The organism is Xanthomonas sp. NCPPB 1062 (assembly GCF_041481705.2).
GTDB lineage: Bacteria > Pseudomonadota > Gammaproteobacteria > Xanthomonadales > Xanthomonadaceae > Xanthomonas > Xanthomonas euvesicatoria.
In genome coordinates this window covers 61965-81030 of record NZ_CM192987.1, presented here as the reverse complement: position 1 = coordinate 81030, position 19066 = coordinate 61965, and the positions used below count along the sequence as shown (strand labels likewise).

Genomic DNA, 19066 nt, shown 5'->3' with positions numbered 1-19066 from the left:
TGCGACTGGCGGCTGAAGGTCAGGGCTAATCAGGAAGATTTTTGAAACTGCTGGGCGGGTTGGACTCCAGGAAAGATCTGACAGTCGATCGGGTCCGCGAAGTCACTGGCATTTCTCTGAAAAAAGTTTCCTTCCCCTCTGAGGCTCTTGAGTCGTATATCCACGGCCAAGCGCTTAGTAATGGCTGGAGCTACTTATTGGAGCTTACTCCCGAGTCTCGTGCTCTCAAGCAGGGCATTGGTCTGTCTTTTGTCAACGAGGATGAAGGATCTTCAAGTCTTCAAGATAACTGCGTCGATTTTGAGGAATACAAAAGTTCGCTTATTGAGTTGGGATTTGTGGATTCGCCCGTGCATGGTGAGATCGGCCAACTACAAAGCTGGCGGTTTGCTAATTTCGCGAAAGACGGAAGCGGAAACGATATTGTGATTTCGCTCGTTCCTCAAAATGAAGTGCCTGTTTCTCCCGGCAGGCTATGTGTCAAATCAATTGGAACACTGAACTAACCAAGGACGGAAGCTGATGGCAACGCCTAGCCCGCAACTCGAAGCAGCTCTCGCCAGCTTTTCTACGTATGAATTCACACATTGTATGCTGCGTCTGTCACCCCTTAGGATCTGCCAATGCGCTTCCCCCGAGCAGCCCTGCTCTTCCTAACCGCACTCTGCGCACCTGCACTAAGTGCTTGTGCCCATGGACCACTGAAGCCGCTTCCGAAGGAGCACGCTGACATGACTTTGCCAGAGGCTGTCACCGCCAACAAAATTACGCTTAGCGCTGAAGAAATAGGCAATCGGTTCTTGAAACTGATCGAGGGGCTAGAGTCCCGTGATGACCTGAGTCCCGAACGTATTCGGGAAGTTATGGGGATCACTCTTAAGAAACCAGATCCAGCAGAGCTGTCAGTGGCGTACTGGAGCATCGATCTGCAAGATGGGTGGCGCTATGCATTTACCTATGTTCCAGAATCGCCCTCGCTTTTAAAAGGCGTGGACTTGACTTTTCAAAACGATAAAGGCGATTGGTCTAATATGTCTGCTGTCTGCGGGCTTGATTTTGATCATTATGACAAGGCACTTAAAGCAATGGGCTTTAATGCCTCACCTACTTACGGACCGATTGGTCAGCTTGAGGATTGGCGTTACACAAAATTTGCAAAAGATGGAGTTGGTGGGGATATCGTTATTTCCGTTGTCCCGAGGAACATTGTGGTCCGTGAGCCTGGTCGACTTTGCGTCAAATCTATCGGTACGTTGAACTAATCAACAAGGAACGAAAGATGGCAGCCGTCAGCCCCCAACTCGAAGCAGCGCTTGCCCGTTTCTCAACTGATCCAAGTGTGACGCGGGATCAAGCACAGCAACTGCGCACGGCAATTATCTCCAACACAACGCTTCTTAAAGAGTTCGAGAAAGAGGCTAAACAAGGGCATTTGCAGGGATTTTCCTTACAGTCATCAGCCAATAGAGCCCCAAATTTAGTGGGCAGTTACGACATGCAAAGCGGAGTTATCACGCTCCCGACGGCAAGCTTTCAGCCAGCAGGCACAACTCCTAGTAGTGATTTAAAGGCTACGCTGCAAGTCCAACATATGACTCTGGTGTTTGCTCGGAGCACGTATCAAGATGTGGCCAGAGTCAGTCATCCTGTGACGCAGGATATGGTGGACAACTTGCAGTCCACGCTAAACAGATCACCGTTCCTTGCTGATCAGCTTAAGAAAGCGGCAACCACCGTCGATCCTTCGGATACATCAAGCCCGAAACGTGCACAACTTGAGAGCTTTGGATTTGTTGGACCGGGTGTCTCCGCCGGCGGGACCTATGATGGCAACAACAAGGTTATGAATTTGCCGCCGATTGGCTTGCAGACAGCATCTGCCAACAACCCTCAGGGCAGATTCTCTGAGAAAGATATGGTGTTCGTACTTGGGCATGAAATTCAACACAGCTTTAATCATGCGGATAAAACAAAAGCTACCGCCAACTTTCTGAATGATGTAAGGAGTCAGGCAATCGCCAAGACTCCTGTGCACGACTACACCAACGAGCTGCGTTCATATATCCAGTCGGGACGCGAGGACGAAGCGAAAGCAGAAATCGCGGGTTGGAATGCGTTACTCAGCCACGAAAGACAGTCTAATCCGACTGCCAATGGCCTTGATCTCATGTTAAACACCAAGAATGCGAGGACGCTAGATTTCGTACACAGGGATCCGCTTACCACTAAGGCAGTGGCAAATCCTGGCCTCGGCTTCAATCAGGATGGCAGTTTGTCTTGGACCATCCCCGATTTCTCGGACAGGTTAATTAAGGAACATCCGTCCTTTCAAACTCGACCGGCGAGCGATAGCCCAAAGCACTGTGCAGGCGCTGGCGGTTGTAGAACACCTCGATGTATGTGAATAGCTTTGCGCGTGCCTCGTCGAGGCTTCCAAACTGCTCGTGGTGCGTCAGCTCCTGCTTGAGCGAACTGAAGAAGCTTTCCATCACTGCGTTGTCGTACGGCATGCCTTTGCGGCTCATGCTTGCCACCAAGCCCGCCGCCTGCAACTGCCGCTGATACGCGCCGCTGGTGTACTGCGAGCCCTGATCGCTGTGATGGATGGTGCCCTTTGATGGTCGACGGCGTTGTAGTGCCATCTCCAACGCCGCACTGGCCAGGGCCTGGTCGGCACGAGCGCCCATCGCCCAGCCCGCAAGGTGACGGCTGTGCATGTCCAGTATCGCTGCCAGGTACAGCCAACCGCCGCGGGTGGGCACGAAGGTGATATCGGCGACCCAGACCCGATCGCGTCCAGGGCTGACGAAGGGCCATGCCAAGCGGTTCGGCGCCACGATGGTGCGTTGGTAGGTGCTACGCGTGCGCAGATAGCGCTGACGGCGCTTGCTGCGGATGCCGTGCGCTCGACGCAGTCGCTCTACCCGATGCCGGCCACAGGTTTCACCTTGCTGGCGCAGGGCTTGCCACATGCGCAGGGCACCATAGGCTTGATACGTCTGCAGGTGCATGTCTTTGATCCGCTCCAATAGCCGCGCGTTCTCTTGCACACGCGTTCCAGGACGACGTCCGCGCCACGCGTAATAGCCGCTCGGAGATACCCCCAGTGCGTGGCAGAGCCGACGCACCCGGTATTCGCCTTGCTCACGGATCCAGGCGTACTTCATGGCAGTGCTCGCGCGAAATACGCCGCCGCTTTTTTTAAGATCTCGTTCTCTTCACGCAGGCGAGCCAACTCGCGCTGCAGCACGGCCAACTCGTCCTGACTTGCCTTGGGGCGCCCACTCCCAGCAAACGCCGAGGCCCCTTTCGCATCGAGATCAGTAGCCCACTTGTAGAGCCGGTTACGCGGAATCCCCAGCTCACGCGCGATCACGGCTGCTGGTCGATCGCCGGCCCTAAGCAGTCGAACGGCTTCGCGCTTGAACTCGGCAGTGAATTGCTGACGCTTCTGCATCGAACACCTCCGTGCGAGGATTGTCCTCGCTTTTGGGTGTCCGAGATATCAGGGGTAGCCCAACCTCCAACGGTCAGCAACATCGCCGCAATGGGCCAGCATTACTTCGACCGTCCATCTCCCCTCTACGCGCAGCCAGGCCAGCACCCGGTAGGCCTCGGCGAGCACCGCAATCAAGCTGGCCAGCTGCAGCCCACTGCGGATTACACCAATTACTACGGCACCTGGGCTGTCGAGCAGATCCTGCAGGCCGAAGATCGCGCGAACGTGATGTATCAAGGTGCCCGGCCGCAAGTGACCATCGATATGGCAGCGCTGGGGCTCAAGAACATTTGATCGAGAACGAAGGGCTGGACCGAGGCGTCAACAAGTCACCGTTTCCGTATCAGGACACAAGTACCCGGCCGCCCACGCTGCATCATTTCGACCATACCCAGGATGGAAGCGTGAATCCCGCGCACGACCATACCTATGTTCCGGTTGTGCCCAGTGCGCCTGCTGCAACGGGCTCGCTCGGGCCGGACGATCCTGCGCACCCGGATCACCGCATGCTGGAGCAGATTCGCAGTGGCGTCCGCAAGATCGACGAAAGCGTGGGCAAGCCGTACGACGACATGAGCGAGCGCGTCAGCCGTAGCCTGCTGGCGGTGTGCAAAGACAACCGCGAGGCCTACCCGGCCGCAGGGGATCGCTCGCTGGCAGACAATGCGTTGAGCCGCGTGGACCATGTTGTGATGGGCAAGACCGGCAACGTGTTTGCGGTAGAAGGGCGGCTAGATGACCCAGCGCACAGGCGGGTGCACGTGGAGATCGACCAGGCAATCCGCACCCCGGTGGAACAGTCGGACCAGAAACTCCTGGCGGCCAACCAAGCCATTGCGCAGGAAAGGGCGCTGACGCAGCAGCAAGAGCTGGCGCGTGGAATGAACGAGCCTAACCAGGGCAGCCTGTCCCGCTAGATCGCACGCTTGCGGAGCACCACGACGCCATCAGAGCCCGATGGCGGTCTGCGTTGCATCACCTCACACCGCTTGATACACGCCAAACCCGCAGTACGCATATGCTAGTTGCGCACCGGCGCAGGGCGAGCGCTGTAACTTGACCCTAGCCACCACCGCCCGCACACTCCCGCTCGGAGCCTAGAAACTCCACACAGACAGCGGCACCCACCTCCGAGAATTTGGTGGGTTTTTTGTGTCTGGCCGAAAGGCCTGGCACGGCTCGGCGTTCTTGCGCCGGGAGGGCGGCGAATACAACACCCGCAAGGGGAATAAGCCCGCCGGCTGTCTGCGGTTTCTAGCCTCCCGGCATCCCGCTGCGTTGTGCAGCGGGAGCCAGCCCATGGCAAGGAGAGCGGCATGCACGACGAACCCGGCTACTGGATGTCCGAAGGCACGCAATACCGCCTGCTACGCGTACGCGACCAACTGCGTCTGCTGGCCACCTTGGCCACACCGCGCACCCGCGAGGAAGGCGCAATGGGCATGCCGGCCATTCCCCTGCAGCAGTGGGCGCATTGCCTGCAGCACTTGGCTGAGCAGGTGGATGATGTGCTGGGGGATTTGGGCACCGCCCGGTAACGCACTTTCTTCGATGCAAGCAAGGCGCTATGTGATCGAGCACGCAAGCTCGCACCGTCAAGCGACCTGATCCACACGCGCATGCAGCGCGTGGGCTAGGATCGGTGCATACAGGGGGAACACCATGGACAGGATCACCACCATCGCGCGATGCCTCGTGCTGGCAACGTCAGTGCTGTGTGGCGCGGCATACGTGCAGCCGGCGCATGCACAAGGCATGCGCTCGGCCACCGGCACGGCAACAAGCAAGTACATTGCGCCGACGCCGCAGCCGTATAACTCGATGGCGCGCGACACCACGCCCTTCAACTGCGAGCAATACCGCACGCACCCGCATCCGGGCATAGTGCGTTACTGCCAAGGCGTCGAGAACATGATGCTGCGCAATGAAGCACAGCGTCAGGGGCGCCCTGCCCCGTCGGACTCCGTCATCACATTGCCGGGTCTTGGCACTGCAGAAGCCAAGCAGCTGGGTTATGCATGCGTGGGCGGGCAAGCGATGAAGCGGCTGCGCAATGGATGGGAGCAGGTGGCGGCTCCTGCCGGTGGGTGGCAGCGGTGTTTGGGTGGGTAAGTAAACCTGACCCCGTTATTTTGGCGCCGCGCCCCAAGTAAGCATTGCATCCGACGCAGGGCACAGCGCCTGCCCCAAAGCGGTGCGGTGTCCGGGGTGTGCGGCTTTCCCATGGGTGCGTGACTTACCTTTGCCTGCGTTCTTGTGGCCGGCGTGGCGGCTGCCGATGATGGCACACACGTTTTGTAATGGAGACCCCGCCATGGCATTTGCCCTGCCCGATGCGGTTGCCTGCTTCTTTGCGGCCAGCAATAGCGGCGATGCGGCGTTGTTGCTGCCCCACCTGGCCGATGCTGTGGTGGTATACGACGAAGGTCGCGAGCACCGAGGCGCAGGTTTCGGGCGCCTTCCCGCAGAGCCCGCTGCAGCTGGAGCATGTGTTCCGGTTAGTGGACGGCAAGATTGCGGCGCTGCGAATTCATTGATGCGCTCTGCGTGGTGATGCGTGTGGCGCTGCGTGGGGTGAGATGGCCACTGCTGTGCTCGCTTCTTGCTGGCCTTTTTACACCGCGCGTGGTCGGGCGATCTTGCCCGCCATCGCTGGCGTGGCTCGCTACCTGACCGCATCCCGTTTCGCGTTGACGGCGCTTTTTGCAACACGCCGGTAGCGTGCTGTCGCATTGATGCGGCTGCACGTGAAGCCGCGCTTATTTTTTCTTTGGAGTGATTCCCCGCATGCATGCCCTGATTGTTGTTGCACACCCCGAGCCGCGCTCGCTGACGCACGCCATTGCCGCGCAGGTAGGCGCAGGACTGGCAGAAGCCGGCGGCGGCCACACGTTCGAGGTTGCTGACCTGGCGCAGGAAGGTTTCGACCCGCGCTTCAACCAGGCTGACATCGCGCTCTTTCAGCAGCGCGCGGCACCTGCGCCAGATGTAGCAGCCGAACACGCGCGGCTGGACCGGGCCGATGCGCTGGTGCTGGTGTTCTCGATTTACTGGTGGTCGTTTCCGGCACTGCTCAAAGGCTGGATCGACCGGGTGTTTACGCTGGGCTGGGCGTTCGATGAAAGCGCCGAGGGCAAGATCGTGAAGAAGCTGCAGCACCTGGATGTGCACATGCTGGCCATTGGCGGTGCGGACGAGCGCACCTATGCGCGGCACGGCTACTTCGGTGCGATGAAAACGCAGATCAACCACGGCATCTTCGATTTTTGCGGTGCGCCGGTGCGCACCTCGGAGTTGCTGACAGTGCCGGATGCGGGCTTTCCGCAATCGCACTGGGACACAGCGCGCGCGATTGGTGCGCGGTTGTTTGTCGCAAGAGCATCTGCTGATAGCGCAACCAGCTGACTCCAGGCTACAGCTGCTGCGTCATTGTGATGTGCAGGTCTGCCCAGCTGCCTGCGGGCCTGCGGGCCTGCGGGCCTGCGGGCCTGCGGGCCGATGATGCTCCCGTCATGACCTCGCTTGCATGATGCCGCGCTAGTCATGACGTGCAACCGCATCACCGTTGCTAGTAGCGCATGCCATCTACGCGGCCGCGCGTCCAGGGTCGTGCAGCAGCCTGTCGCCCACCATCGCACATCACTCAAACGGCCGTGGAGACGGGCGCGGGGAGTTGGCAAAGATCTGGTACAGCACTGCAGCGCGCTCGTCTGCGGCGATGTTCTCGATGTCGCTCAAGCCTCTTCGAGCGATGGCCACCGATGCCTTGCGATCGCCGAGCAGATAGGCGAGCCGCAGATACGCTGCGCTCTCGACCAGGTTCTTTTGCGGGGTGTCGCCGTTGTAGGCCTCGGACAGCCCGTAGTAGGCGTAGATATTTCCGGTGGCTGCGGCCTTGCGCAAGATCGCCACGCCGCTCTCGAAGCGGCCGCTAAGTGCGGTCCTGCTGCCGTAGAACACGGTGGCGGCCGGATTGCCCGCCTGCAATTCGACCTGCAACTGGGCCAGATCCAGCTTGCTCAAGCGTGCGTGCTCGGCCGGCGATGGGTAGCCGTGGGCAATCAGCCAGCGCGCTTCTGTCTGCGAGCTGGCCAGCAACGGGCTGCCAGCGACGCAGGTGTCTGAGCCGGGGTGGCAGAGATAGGGCGCGGTGTCGGCATGGGTCTTCAGGGTCCGAGCTCCCTGCGACGGTGGCGCGCTGCTGGGTGCGTTGATGTCGCTGGCAGTGCGCGTGCGAGCTGCACGCGCGATGGATGCCGGCGCGTGCTCAGGCGAGGTTGGCGGCGCGAGTTCGCAGGTGGTTGCTGCCATGGCGGTGACTGCGGCCAGCGCGATGCGGGCGAATGTCATGAGGCGATCCTGTTGGCGTGCACACCGTGCCGGGCTTGCACGCTGCCGGCTCTGCACTGCTCCCTATGAGCCAGCACCTTGCGCGGCGGCGCTGGCAGGGTCAAGACCGCTACCGGCGGGTGGGCATGCTCTGCCCCAGGACGTCCGCCTCGCGCTCGCTGCTGCCTGGCTGCGTCACGCAGAGCACCGCCAGCGCGACTACCCCACGGGCTGCGCCACGCCGGCCTGTCTGGCAAATTCGCCAGCGGCCCAGTCCAGAAACACGCGCACGCGTGGCGACGGCTGGCGGGCGCGGGAATACAGCAGCGACACCGGGTTGGACGGCGGCGGGGTATCGCGCAGGATCTCCACCAGAGTGCCTTGCTGCAGGTCGTGCGCCACATGGAAGCGCGGCACCTGCGCGATGCCCAGGCCAAGCCGGATGCCGGCCAGATAGCTTTCGGTCCCGGTGACGCTGAGCGGGCTGGGCAATGCGAAGGTACGCAGCCCCAGGGCGGTCTGGAATTCCAGCGGTGTAACCACGCCGGTGGTGATCGAACGCAAGCCAACCATGCGGTGGTGTTCCAGCGCTTCCAGCTGCGCAGGCATGCCGAAACGTTGCAGGTATTGCGGCGTGGCGCAGGTGAGGCGTTCGAGCATGGCCATGCGGCGTGCAACCAGTTCGCTGTCGCGCAGCGGGCCATAGCGCAGTACGCAGTCGATGCCTTCTTCCACCAGATCCACCCAGCGGTCGCTCTCGCTCATCACCAGCTGGATCTGCGGGTAGTGCGCAAAGAACGCCGGCAATCCGGGCAGCAGGAAGTGCCGCGCCAGCGTGCCCTGCACTTCCACCCGCAGCAGCCCCTTGGGTGCCACGCCACGGAAGCTGCCTTCGGCATCGTCCACGTCGTCGAGGATGCGCATGCAGCGTTGATGGAAGAGCTCGCCATCGAGCGTGGGCCGCACCACGCGCGTGGTGCGCTGTAACAGGCGCACGCCCAGGCGCGCTTCCATCTCGGCGATGACCTTGGTGGCGGTGGAGCGCGGAATTTCCATGTCGTTGGCCGCTGCAGTGAAGCTGCGCCGCTCCACGATCCGCACGAACAACCGCATGGCGTCGAACCGATCCATGACACTCCTTGCCCACTGTTCGGGCGCTGGAAACAGTGCTGTGCAGTTTAGTGCGATGATCGTCGTGTCATTGCAGTGGATAGTTTCCGCAACGCCGCAGCCCGCGGCATAACGGAAGAACATGCATGACTCAGCAGCACACTGTTGCAGTGATTACCGGGGCCTCCCGCGGTATTGGCGCTGCCATCGCGCAGCGATTGGCCGGCGATGGCTTTGCCGTCGTGCTCAACTATGCCGGCCATGCGGATGAGGCCGATCAACTGGTGCGCAGCATCGAAGCGGCCGGTGGCCGCGCGATCAGCGTGCAGGCCGATGTCAGCGACCCGGTCGCCGTCGAGCGCCTGTTTGCCGCGGCCGAGACTGCGTTCGGCGGCGTGGATGTGCTGGTCAACAACGCCGGCATCATGCAGCTGGCCACGCTGGCCGACAGCGACGATGCCTTGTTCGACAAACACATCGCGATCAATCTGAAAGGCACCTTCAACACGCTGCGCCAGGCCGCACGACGGCTGCGCGACGGCGGCCGCATCGTCAACCTGTCCACCAGCGTGGTCGGCCTGAAGCTGGAAACCTACGGGGTGTATGCGGCCACCAAGGCGGCGGTGGAAACGCTGACGGCGATCCTGTCCAAGGAATTGCGCGGGCGTGCCATCACCGTCAACGCGGTGGCGCCTGGCCCGACCGGCACGGCGCTGTTCCTGGACGGCAAGTCGCCGGAATTGATCGAACGCTTGTCCAAGGCCAACCCGCTGGAACGTCTTGGCTGCCCGGACGACATCGCGGCAGCGGTGGCGTTCCTGGTCGGCCCGGATGGCGGCTGGATCAACGGCCAGGTCCTGCGCGCCAACGGCGGCATGGTCTGACCCGCTGTGGCGCGCGGCAGTGCGCACGCTGCTGGCTTTCCCTCTCAAGGAGCAATGACATGCGCAAACGCATTCTGGTGACTGGCGCGTCCAGCGGCTTTGGCCGATTGGCCGCACAAGCGCTGGCCGCCGCCGGCCACACCGTCTACGCCTCCATGCGCGATACCGCCGGCCGCAATGCCGGCGTGGTGCAGGAGATGGCCGACTTGGCGGGCAAGCAGCAGCTGGCCTTGCACACGGTCGAGCTGGACGTGCAATCGCAGGCCTCGGCCGACGCGGCGGTGGCATCCATCGTGGCGCAGGCCGGTGGGTTGGACGTGGTGGTGCACAACGCCGGGCACATGGTGTTCGGCCCGGCCGAAGCGTTCACCGCCGAACAGCTGGCGCAGGTCTACGACATCAACGTGCTGGGCACCCAGCGGGTCAACCGCGCGGCACTGCCGCACTTGCGGGCACAGCAGCAGGGCCTGTTGGTGTGGGTGTCCAGCAGCAGCTCGGCAGGCGGCACACCGCCGTATCTGGGCCCTTACTTCGCGGCCAAGGCGGCGATGGATGCCTTGGCGGTGCAGTACGCACGCGAATTAGCACGTTGGGGCGTCGAGACCTCGATCATCGTGCCCGGCGCCTTCACCAGGGGCACCAACCACTTTGCCCATGCCGGTACGCCCGACGATGCCGCGCGCGCCGCTGCGTACGAGGCCGGCCCGTATGCGGGCTTTGGCGAACAGGTACAGCAGGCATTTGCGCGCCTGGTGCCCGAAGACGCCGACGTGGCCGAGGTGGCGCAGGCGATCGTGCAGGTGGTGAACGCACCGTTCGGCAAGCGGCCGTTCCGGGTGCATATCGACCCGGCGGGCGACGGCGCGGACGTGGGCTTTGCGGTCCTCGATCGCCTGCGCGCGGAGATGCTGCACCGTGTGGGATTGGATGATCTGTTGGCACCGCGCGTGGTGGAATGATGGGATGCGGCAGGCGCTTGGAGTGCCTGCCGGCCGTAGAGCGGCTAACAGACGGTGCGAGCAGTCGTCAGCTGGTTGTGGACGGCGCACTCACAACCGAAGTGTCGGCGCGGTGCATGCCGCACCGAGCACCGGCCGCGCCCGCCTGGTGGCTGTGCCGTGGTTTTGTTGGCCGCTCTTCTTAGCGTGAAAGACGGTTCCTGCGAAGCGCGCGCTCCCACCGCATGACGTGCACCAGCACAATGTGCTGCCCATCCACGCGGTAGAACACGCGGCAAGGTGGTTCGACAATCTGGCGATAGCGCGAGCGCTGGAGTCCTGTGGCCGGCTTCCGCTGTCCGGGTGTTCAATCAATTGCTCAACCTGCGGCAACACCCATTTGACCAGCGCCGCCGCTGCAGCGGGTGCGTTATCGATTGCGATGTAGTCCGCAATTGCGTCCAGATCAGCCAATGCCGGCACCGACCAGATTATTTCAGCCATCGCGCCATGCGTTGCTGTGCCTGTTCATGGCGCAGCGTACGGCCTTGCGCGACTGCCATTTCTCCACGGGCGATTCCTTCCAGGAGCGCAATGCGCTGCTGCATGCGCTCATCGCTGGCAACATCCACCAGATAGGCATTGGATAAACCGTGCTGTGTGATCAGGATTGGCTCCTTGTCGCGCTCTGCAGCTGCAAGGGGTTCGGTCGCCTGACGCTTGAGCGTGGTGACAAGTTCGGTGCGCATGCAGTGACATCAAGTATCACTTCGGGCGGGGCAAGCGGCCGGCCCGAGGACGCCACACTGCGTGGTCACCCCTCGCCCAACGGCCGCAGGCACAGCCAGATGGCGCACCAGTGCGACAGCGCGCCGCCCAGCACATGGGCGTGCCAGATGGCGCGGTTGTAGACCATGGATTTGCGCACGTAGAACGCCACGCCCACGGTGTAGAAGGCGCCGCCGGCAACGATGAGCCACAGCACCGCGCTGTCCAGCCCGGCGATCATCTGGTTGATCACCACGATGCCGGCCCAGCCCAGCAGCAGATAGATCGCCACCCAGAAGCCCTTGGCGATGCCGGGCAGGCACAACTTGGCGAACACGCCGAACAGGGCCACGCACCAGACGCTGAGGATCATCACCCAGCGCCAGGTGCCGTCCAGCGCCACCAGGAAAAACGGCGTGTAGGAGCCGGCAATCATGACGAAGATGCCGGCGTGGTCGAACTTGCGCAGCATCGGCTGGCGCTGCGGCGGTGCGAAGTTGTAGGCCGCCGAACAGGCGAACATCACCAGCAGCCCCAGCGCGTAGATGCAGGTGGCCAGCAGCATGGTCTGGTTGGCGTGCGCGCGCACCACCATCCAGGCGCCGCCGACGATGGCCAGCAACAGGCCGGCAGCATGCACCGCGATATCGGCGCGGCGGGCAGAAACGGACTTGTAATGCGGAGCAGTGACGTTGGCAGGCACGGGCACGGCGTTTCTTCGGTGTGGGGGATCCCACAGCGTGCAAGGCAGCCGTGACGCTGTGGGGGCGACAGGATACCCGGCTTGCTGAATCCGCTCAGTGAGGCAGGCTGGGCGCGGGCGCGCCGGTCTCATACCCTGAGACATCCTTTTCGTTTGATCTCCCTCTTTGGGAGCCCTTGCCGTATGCCTCCGTTTGCCCTCGCTCCCCGCACCGAAACCGCCGAACGCGCGCTGGCCACCACCGACGGCCGGCCCAGCCGCGACGGCGCGTTGCTCACGCAGCGCCTGGAACGGCGTTACCACGACCGCATCACCGGCAGCTTCACCATTCCCGGGCGCGCGGGCTGCTATGCGCCGATCCCCGATGATGTGCCCAGCGCACTGGCCGATGCGCTGCAGGCGCGCGGCATCAGCCAGCTCTACAGCCACCAGGCCGACGCCTGGGCAGCGACACAGCGCGGCGAGCATGTGGCGATCGTGACGCCCACTGCCTCGGGCAAATCGCTGTGCTACACGCTGCCGGTGGTGAGCGCGGCGATGACCAGCGGCGCCAAGGCCTTGTACCTGTTCCCGACCAAGGCGCTGGCGCAGGACCAGGTGGCCGAGCTGCTGGAGTTGAACCGCGCCGGCGAGCTGGGGGTCAAGGCCTTCACCTTCGACGGCGACACGCCCGGCGATGCGCGCCAGGCGATCCGGCTGCATGGCGACATCGTGGTGAGCAACCCGGACATGCTGCATCAGGCGATCCTGCCGCATCACACCAAGTGGGCGCAGTTCTTCGAGAACCTGCGCTATGTGGTGATCGACGAGATCCACACCTATCGCGGCGTGTTCGGCAGCCACGTCACCAATGTGCTGCGCCGGCTCAAGCGCATCTGCGCATTCTATGGCGCCACCCCGCAATTCATCCTGTGCTCGGCCACCATCGGCAACCCGCATGCGCACGCGCAGGCCTTGATCGAAGAGCAGGTGCATGCCATCACCGAATCGGGCGCGCCCACCGGCGACAAGCATGTGCTGTTGTGGAACCCGCCGGTGGTCAATGCGGATCTGGGCCTGCGTGCCTCGGCGCGTTCGCAGAGCAACCGCATCGCGCGCATTGCCATCAAGAGCGGCCTGAAGACGCTGGTGTTTGCGCAGACGCGCCTGATGGTGGAAGTGCTGACCAAGTATCTGAAGGACATCTTCGACCACGACCCGCGCAAGCCGGCACGCATTCGCGCCTACCGCGGCGGCTATCTGCCCACCGAGCGGCGCGAGGTGGAGCGTGCAATGCGTGCCGGCACGATCGACGGCATCATTTCCACCTCGGCGCTGGAACTGGGCGTGGATATCGGCGCACTGGACGTGGTGATCCTCAACGGCTACCCCGGCAGCGTGGCGGCCACCTGGCAGCGCTTCGGCCGTGCCGGGCGTCGCCAGCAACCGGCGCTGGGCGTGCTGGTGGCCAGCTCGCAACCGCTGGACCAATACGTGGTGCGACACCCGGATTTCTTTGCCGATGCCTCGCCCGAACATGCGCGTACCGCGCCGGACCAACCGCTGATCCTGTTCGATCACATCCGTTGCGCGGCCTTCGAGCTGCCGTTCATTGCCGACGAGCCATTCGGCCCGATCGACCCGCTGGTGATCCTGGAAGCGCTGGCCGAAAGCGAGGTGATCCACCAGGAAGGCGACCGCTGGGAATGGATCGCCGACAGCTACCCGGCCAATGCGGTGAGCCTGCGCTCGGTGGCCGATGGCAACTTCGTGGTGGTGGACAAGAGCGACGGCAAGCAGCAGATCATCGCCGAGGTGGATTATTCGGCCGCTGCACTTACATTGTACGAAGGCGCCATCCACATGGTGCAGAGCACGCCCTACCAGGTGGAGCGGCTGGATTGGGAAGGCCGCAAGGCGTACGTGACGCGCACGCATGTGGACTACTACACCGACAGCATCGACTACACCAAGTTGAAGGTGCTGGACCGCTTCGACGGCGGCGTGGCCGGCCGTGGCGATTGCCACCACGGCGAAGTGCACGTGGTGCGGCGCGTGTCCGGCTATAAGAAGATCCGCTACTACACGCACGAAAACATCGGCTACGGGCCGGTGAATCTGCCCGACCAGGAATTGCACACCACCGCGGTATGGTGGCAGTTGCCGCAGGCCACGCTGGGCAAAGCCTTTGCATGCAAGCAGGATGCGCTGGATGGATTTCTGGGCGCTGCCTATGCATTGCACGTGGTGGCCACGGTCGCCGTGATGGCCGATGCGCGCGATCTGCAAAAGGCGGTGGGCAATGGCGACGGCGCCTGGTTTGCAGTGGCCGACCAGACCGGGCGTGGGCAACTGCGCGGCGTGGAAGAAGGCGATGCGGCCACGGTGGAATTGCAGCAGGCGTTCGTGCCCACGGTGTATCTGTACGACAACTTCCCTGGCGGGGTGGGCTTGAGCGAGCCGCTGTGGCTGCGCCAGGCCGAGCTGCTGCAGCGCGCGGACGAATTGGTACGGCGTTGCGATTGCAGCGCCGGCTGCCCGGCCTGCGTGGGCCCGGTGCTGGCCGCACATGAAGCCGCCAAAGGCGAATCGCCCAAGTCGCTGGCGCTGACGGTGCTGGCGTTGTTGTTCGATGCCGATGCGCCATTGCGGCATGCCACACAGGTGGACGAGGACCTGGCGCTGGACGTGCTTGCATGAGTGTGAGTGCGGACCGGCTGCGTTTGTTGCGGCGTCAGGCCGGGCAGGGGGATGTGCCTGCGCCGGCGAAGGCTGACGATGGCGATGCGCTGCACGATGCGCCGGCGGTCGATGCGCAGGCTGCGGATGCCGCGCCTGTCGATGAGGCCGCGCAGCCAGCTTGCGGCGCCCACACGCAGGGCACGACGCCTGCGCCTGGTCATGCCCCGGGCGTCAGCGCCGAACGTCTGCGCCTGCTGCGCCGTCAGGTTGGCGGCCTGACGCCGGCAGCGCGCAAGGACGATGCGATCATGCCGACACGTGCACAGCGGGCAGCGGTCTCCAGCGCCGCGTTACCTACTGCGGGCTTGCCGCTGCGAGAGAACGCAGCTGCACGTCGTGGCGCCGTGGCCGCTCGCCCCAACGAGGCGCGCGACGCATCAACACGCACGCGCCGCGCCTTGCAGGCGCCCATGCCTGCACCGCCTGCGCGCGAGGCATCGGTATTTGCGTGGGTGGAGCACGATGTGCGCCACAAGCCGGCGCTGCCTACGAATGTCGATGTCGATGCAATCATCGCCGCGGATGCGGATAGCGCACGCCATTGGCCCACAGCGCGCAGCACAGCGACAACATCGCCCGCATCGATATCGCCGGCACCACCGGTACAGCACCGCACCGATATCGCCGGCCTGCGCAAGATGATCGGCCTGCGCGAACGCGCGGTTTCGGTGCATGCACCCATCCGCGCGCCATCCACCGACCGATCTCTGCCTGGCAACGAGATCGCGCCCGGCCTGCATCTGATCCAGGCGTTCCTGCCACAGGCGATTCCCACCGAGGCACTCTCGCTGGCCTTCGCCAAACGCGACGATGCCGTCGACCCGATGGACCTGCTGTTCTTCGATACCGAAACCACCGGCCTGGCCGGCGGTACCGGCACCCGCGCCTTCATGATCGGCGTGGCCGATTGGGTGGTCGATGCCGTGCAGGGCAACGGCCTGCGCGTGCGTCAATTGATGATGTCCACGATGGCGGCCGAAAGCGCGATGCTGGATCTGTTCCGCACCTGGCTGACACCGCGCACCGTCCTGTCCAGCTACAACGGCCGCTGCTACGACGCCCCGCTGCTGAAGACGCGCTACCGCCTGGCACGTCGCGGCGACCCGATTTCTGCACTGGACCATGTGGATCTGCTGTTCCCCACGCGCCGGCGCTATCGCGGCACCTGGGAGAACTGCAAGCTGTCCACCATCGAACGGCAACTGCTGCGCGTGGTGCGCGAAGACGACCTACCCGGCTCCGAGGCCCCGGCCGCCTGGTTGAGTTACCTGCGCGGCGGCAGCGCGCGCAACCTGCGCCGCGTGGCCGAACACAACCACCAGGATGTGGTGACGCTGTCGCTACTGATGCAACGGCTGGTGGCAGTGGACGCGCAGGAGCGCAATGCGCTGACATTGGCGCGCACGCCTTGACCGGTCATGCGATTTAAGTGGGGAGTTGGTGCGGGGCAGGAGGTTGGCCGGACTTGCCCCACGACAGGGCGCTTGACGCACGCTGCGTGCACTCCACGACCACCCGTCCGGTCATTCATTGCGGCGTGTTGAGCCACGTGGCGCGCCAGCCATGGGTGGATGCTTGCGGTGGACGACATGCAACGCCGTGATGGCGCACCGCAGGCAGCTGCGGGTCATTCCGATCAGGCCACGCAGTCGCCTCCACCGATGAATCGATGGGAGGCAACGTCGGATGCGTACGCAGGTAACGCGGCGGCGCACGCCGCGGCACCTGCACGCAGGGTACTGCAATGCGGCTGATCGGCCGCCCCACCGCTCCCGGCGCCGGCTTGCCGGTGCAGGCGCGTGATCTCTCGCAATCCCTGACGCTGCCCGAGCGTGGCTTGGAGCATCTGCATGCCGCCCCACGCGCTCGACCTGCCAACCGAAGCGGTGAGCTTGGAAGGTTCAATCCGTCTCGGTCTGCCTGGCCTGCTCGTTGAGATAGTGGGTCACAGGCGCGCCACGGTATTTGTCGGTCAGCAAACCAAGCGCTTTGGCGCGCTTGTCCAGCGCACGCGTTGCTGCAGGGTCATTGACCATGTCTACGGTGTGATCGTGTTGCTTGCCTTCGCGAACCGCGGCGATGTGATTCGGGTCGGCGGGGATGGAGCTGGCCTGAAATTGCTGGGTTCGCTGCTTCACGATCTCGGCATCCCGGTTGATATCGATTGGCGTTTCCGGTGGCACGTCGAGTTCGTTGCCGGTATGGCCCCGGGCCAGCGTGCGGTTTTCCAGGATGGCGAGCAATTCGGCCTCGGGCTGATCGGTCAACAGGCTTTCGCCATCGTCGCGAAATGCGCCGGCCGTGGTGCGCTTGACGCCGAAGGCCTCGTTGGTGAGCTTTTGGAGCTCACCGAAGTTGCGGTAAACGTAGTAGTCCTTGTCGTGATTGGCGCGCGGCACGGAAAAGTCCTCATACCGGTAGCTCACCGAATACGCGGCCTTCGCGTAGGCCGAGTCCGGCTGGCGCATCCGCGTCCGAGCCATTTCCATGGCCTTGCCGGCATCGCTGTCGTCGGTGGCCACCGCCTCCACGATCACCGGGCGCATCTTGGTCCAGCTGTCCAGCCACTGCATTGCGGTGTCCGCGAGCCCCGCGGCGCCCTGCTCATTGCTTCGAAAGAAGCCGCGCAAGCGCTCGTCGTTCAACATGCCCTGGCTCAAGACCGGCACCACGTTGATCTTGGCCAGCAAGCGATCCAGCGCGGCGCGGCGCGGCGCATCCTGCGAGTGCAACGGGTTGATCTGGTAGTGCTTGTACAAATTGGACAGGAATTGGTCAAAGCCGCCCGTGTAGTACTTGGCATAGACCTTGATCGCCGCAGCCTTGCGCAGGTCCGGCCGGCGCATCAGCAGCATCGCCACCGCTTCGCCGGTATTTTTCTTGCAATCCAGCGCCACCGACATCGGCTCGGGCTTTTTGAGCACGTGCTCCAGCATCTGCTCTACACCGGCGATGGTCTGGTCGGTCTTGACGTAGTTTCCGTCAGACGGGTTACGAATCACCAACGGCATTTCACGCAGCTCGGCAAACGGCACCTGCGACACCAACCGGTTCTGCGGGTCGCCTGCCATGCGGCCGATGCTGAAATCGTGCATCAACACCGGCACGCCATCGGAACTGACTTCGACGTCCAGCTCCAGATTGCGGTAGCCCTGCTCGTAGGCATGATCGATGGACGCCAGCGAGTTTTCCGGAATGCCGGCGTGATTATCGAACAGCCCGCGATGCACCATGACGTCCTTTCCGAACGCACGCGTGCTGGGTGCCTCGAAGTAGTGGTCGTGCACGAGCGATTTTCGATGATTGCGCAACAGCGCTTGCTTGCCTTCCAGCAGGCGATGGTCGTTGGCCTTGAAGAACCCGGCGCCACCGTCGCGGGCCGGCACCTCGTGGCCGTGATAGCGCGCGGCTTGCTGCAGCTTGCGCCGCCCCGGCGTGCCTGCGGCAGGCTGCAGCCAGTTGGGCGTTGCCAGCCCGTGGCCGGAGAGATTCAACTGCTTGCCAAGCGCGGCAAGCGCCGCGTCGCTGAAGGTGTCGCCAGGGGCAAACGCGCGCTGCAGATTGAAGATGATGCGACCTTGTTGTGCATCGATCAGCACCGGGCCTGCGGCCGCACGTGCGCGTGCGGGCAGCCCGCGCGACATGGCATTGAAGGCGGCGGTATCCAGATACACCGGCTCCAGTGTGCCGGCGGCAAAGCGTGCGGCAATGCTGTCGGGTTTGAGCGCCGTGCCGGCCTGCGCAAGATGCGTGGCAAGCTTGGCTTGCAGGGTCTGCACGGTGATCTGGCGCGCCTGCACTTCGGCCAGACGCTGCTCTGAGAATTCGCTGTCGAGCGCCACCAGGGCCGGCTTGCCGGTCATCGCGCTGTCGTTCAACGGCACCAGCGGGGGCATATTGGTGGCGCGGCGACGCGGCCTTTCTCGCAGTGGCGAGGTGTTGCCCGGCATGTGCGGCACCTGCGTCGGGCTGATCGCACTGGTGTGCGTCGGTAGTGCCGGCGCGGCAGTGTGCGCGACAGAAGGTTGCAGAGGACCGATACGCATGATGACCTCGAAAACGCGGCGGGCGGCCAGTAAAGCGCGTGGCATATGACAATTGGCAAATTAGGCGA

17 protein-coding genes, 1 other RNA gene and 3 pseudogenes are annotated in these 19066 nt (G+C 63.3%); 12 read left to right on the top strand and 9 right to left on the bottom strand.

The window, feature by feature from the left end; genetic code table 11:
- The first annotated feature begins 41 nt into the window (after window positions 1–41).
- The 3 genes and pseudogenes from ACCQ16_RS00360 to ACCQ16_RS00350 all read left to right on the top strand — a co-directional run.
- Complete coding sequence (locus ACCQ16_RS00360; protein ID WP_372380161.1) at window positions 42–506, top strand: hypothetical protein; 465 nt, start codon at window positions 42–44, stop codon at window positions 504–506.
- 117 nt (window positions 507–623) lie between these two features.
- Window positions 624–1262, top strand: a complete 639-nt coding sequence (locus ACCQ16_RS00355) for a hypothetical protein (RefSeq protein WP_372380160.1) — start codon at window positions 624–626, stop codon at window positions 1260–1262.
- A 77-nt stretch (window positions 1263–1339) separates the two neighbouring features.
- Window positions 1340–2284, top strand: a pseudogene (locus ACCQ16_RS00350) (XVIPCD domain-containing protein); the annotation flags it as partial.
- 25 nt (window positions 2285–2309) lie between these two features.
- On the opposite strand, the gene ACCQ16_RS00345 reads toward ACCQ16_RS00350, so the two are convergent.
- Both ACCQ16_RS00345 and ACCQ16_RS00340 read right to left on the bottom strand, forming a co-directional pair.
- Entirely contained in the window at window positions 2310–3167 is an 858-nt protein-coding gene (locus tag ACCQ16_RS00345; protein ID WP_218533069.1) for an IS3 family transposase, read from the bottom strand.
- A complete protein-coding gene (locus tag ACCQ16_RS00340) occupies window positions 3164–3457 on the bottom strand; it encodes a transposase (protein ID WP_011346252.1) in 294 nt (97 codons plus the stop codon). The genes ACCQ16_RS00345 and ACCQ16_RS00340 overlap by 4 nt, the downstream gene beginning before the upstream one ends.
- Before the next feature lie 69 nt (window positions 3458–3526).
- Here ACCQ16_RS00340 and ACCQ16_RS00335 point away from each other — a divergent pair.
- From ACCQ16_RS00335 to ACCQ16_RS00315, 5 genes and pseudogenes are all read left to right on the top strand, one after another.
- Window positions 3527–4416 (top strand): annotated as a pseudogene (locus ACCQ16_RS00335) (XVIPCD domain-containing protein); the annotation flags it as partial.
- Window positions 4417–4815: 399 nt separating this feature from the next.
- A complete protein-coding gene (locus ACCQ16_RS00330; RefSeq protein ID WP_277573486.1) occupies window positions 4816–5037 on the top strand; it encodes an XAC0095 family protein in 222 nt (73 codons plus the stop codon).
- Between the two features lie 124 nt (window positions 5038–5161).
- Complete coding sequence (locus ACCQ16_RS00325; RefSeq protein ID WP_277573487.1) at window positions 5162–5611, top strand: hypothetical protein; 450 nt, start codon at window positions 5162–5164, stop codon at window positions 5609–5611.
- 290 nt (window positions 5612–5901) lie between these two features.
- The gene (locus ACCQ16_RS00320) at window positions 5902–6036 is read left to right on the top strand and encodes a hypothetical protein (RefSeq protein WP_008574043.1); all 135 of its coding nucleotides are present in this window, start codon (window positions 5902–5904) and stop codon (window positions 6034–6036) included.
- A 250-nt stretch (window positions 6037–6286) separates the two neighbouring features.
- Entirely contained in the window at window positions 6287–6904 is a 618-nt protein-coding gene (locus ACCQ16_RS00315; protein WP_277573392.1) for an NAD(P)H-dependent oxidoreductase, read from the top strand.
- A gap of 234 nt (window positions 6905–7138) precedes the next feature.
- Here ACCQ16_RS00315 and ACCQ16_RS00310 read toward each other — a convergent pair whose 3' ends face one another.
- The gene (locus ACCQ16_RS00310) at window positions 7139–7849 is read right to left on the bottom strand and encodes an SEL1-like repeat protein (RefSeq protein ID WP_057682012.1); all 711 of its coding nucleotides are present in this window, start codon (window positions 7847–7849) and stop codon (window positions 7139–7141) included.
- A 198-nt stretch (window positions 7850–8047) separates the two neighbouring features.
- Entirely contained in the window at window positions 8048–8959 is a 912-nt protein-coding gene (locus ACCQ16_RS00305) for a LysR family transcriptional regulator (protein ID WP_218488957.1), read from the bottom strand.
- 125 nt (window positions 8960–9084) lie between these two features.
- Here ACCQ16_RS00305 and ACCQ16_RS00300 point away from each other — a divergent pair, with 125 nt between their 5' ends.
- Window positions 9085–9822 carry an SDR family oxidoreductase gene (locus tag ACCQ16_RS00300; RefSeq protein ID WP_008574050.1) on the top strand — a complete coding sequence of 246 codons (738 nt, stop codon included), beginning with the start codon at window positions 9085–9087 and terminating at the stop codon, window positions 9820–9822.
- 59 nt (window positions 9823–9881) lie between these two features.
- Window positions 9882–10781 carry an SDR family NAD(P)-dependent oxidoreductase gene (locus ACCQ16_RS00295; protein ID WP_127166483.1) on the top strand — a complete coding sequence of 300 codons (900 nt, stop codon included), beginning with the start codon at window positions 9882–9884 and terminating at the stop codon, window positions 10779–10781.
- A 42-nt stretch (window positions 10782–10823) separates the two neighbouring features.
- Here ACCQ16_RS00295 and ACCQ16_RS00290 read toward each other — a convergent pair.
- From ACCQ16_RS00290 to trhA, 4 genes and pseudogenes are all read right to left on the bottom strand, one after another.
- Window positions 10824–10899: non-coding RNA, sX9 sRNA (locus ACCQ16_RS00290), on the bottom strand.
- 63 nt (window positions 10900–10962) lie between these two features.
- A pseudogene (locus ACCQ16_RS00285) lies at window positions 10963–11264 on the bottom strand (type II toxin-antitoxin system RelE/ParE family toxin).
- Entirely contained in the window at window positions 11252–11509 is a 258-nt protein-coding gene (locus ACCQ16_RS00280; RefSeq protein WP_184423124.1) for a type II toxin-antitoxin system prevent-host-death family antitoxin, read from the bottom strand. The pseudogene ACCQ16_RS00285 and the gene ACCQ16_RS00280 overlap by 13 nt, the downstream one beginning before the upstream one ends.
- A 65-nt stretch (window positions 11510–11574) precedes the next feature.
- Window positions 11575–12237 (bottom strand): PAQR family membrane homeostasis protein TrhA, encoded by a 663-nt coding sequence (gene trhA, locus ACCQ16_RS00275; RefSeq protein ID WP_011345814.1) that lies wholly within the window; start codon window positions 12235–12237, stop codon window positions 11575–11577.
- Between the two features lie 177 nt (window positions 12238–12414).
- Between trhA and ACCQ16_RS00270 the strand changes: the two genes are divergently transcribed.
- Window positions 12415–14910: a DEAD/DEAH box helicase gene (locus ACCQ16_RS00270; protein ID WP_372380159.1), complete on the top strand. Its 2496-nt coding sequence runs from the start codon at window positions 12415–12417 to the stop codon at window positions 14908–14910.
- The gene (locus ACCQ16_RS00265; protein ID WP_277573394.1) at window positions 14907–16364 is read left to right on the top strand and encodes a ribonuclease H-like domain-containing protein; all 1458 of its coding nucleotides are present in this window, start codon (window positions 14907–14909) and stop codon (window positions 16362–16364) included. Before ACCQ16_RS00270 ends, ACCQ16_RS00265 begins: the two co-directional genes overlap by 4 nt.
- A 489-nt stretch (window positions 16365–16853) precedes the next feature.
- On the opposite strand, the gene avrBs2 is transcribed toward ACCQ16_RS00265, so the two are convergent.
- Window positions 16854–19043 carry a type III secretion system effector avirulence protein AvrBs2 gene (avrBs2, locus tag ACCQ16_RS00260; RefSeq protein ID WP_372380158.1) on the bottom strand — a complete coding sequence of 730 codons (2190 nt, stop codon included), beginning with the start codon at window positions 19041–19043 and terminating at the stop codon, window positions 16854–16856.
- Between the last annotated feature and the right edge of the window lie 23 nt (window positions 19044–19066).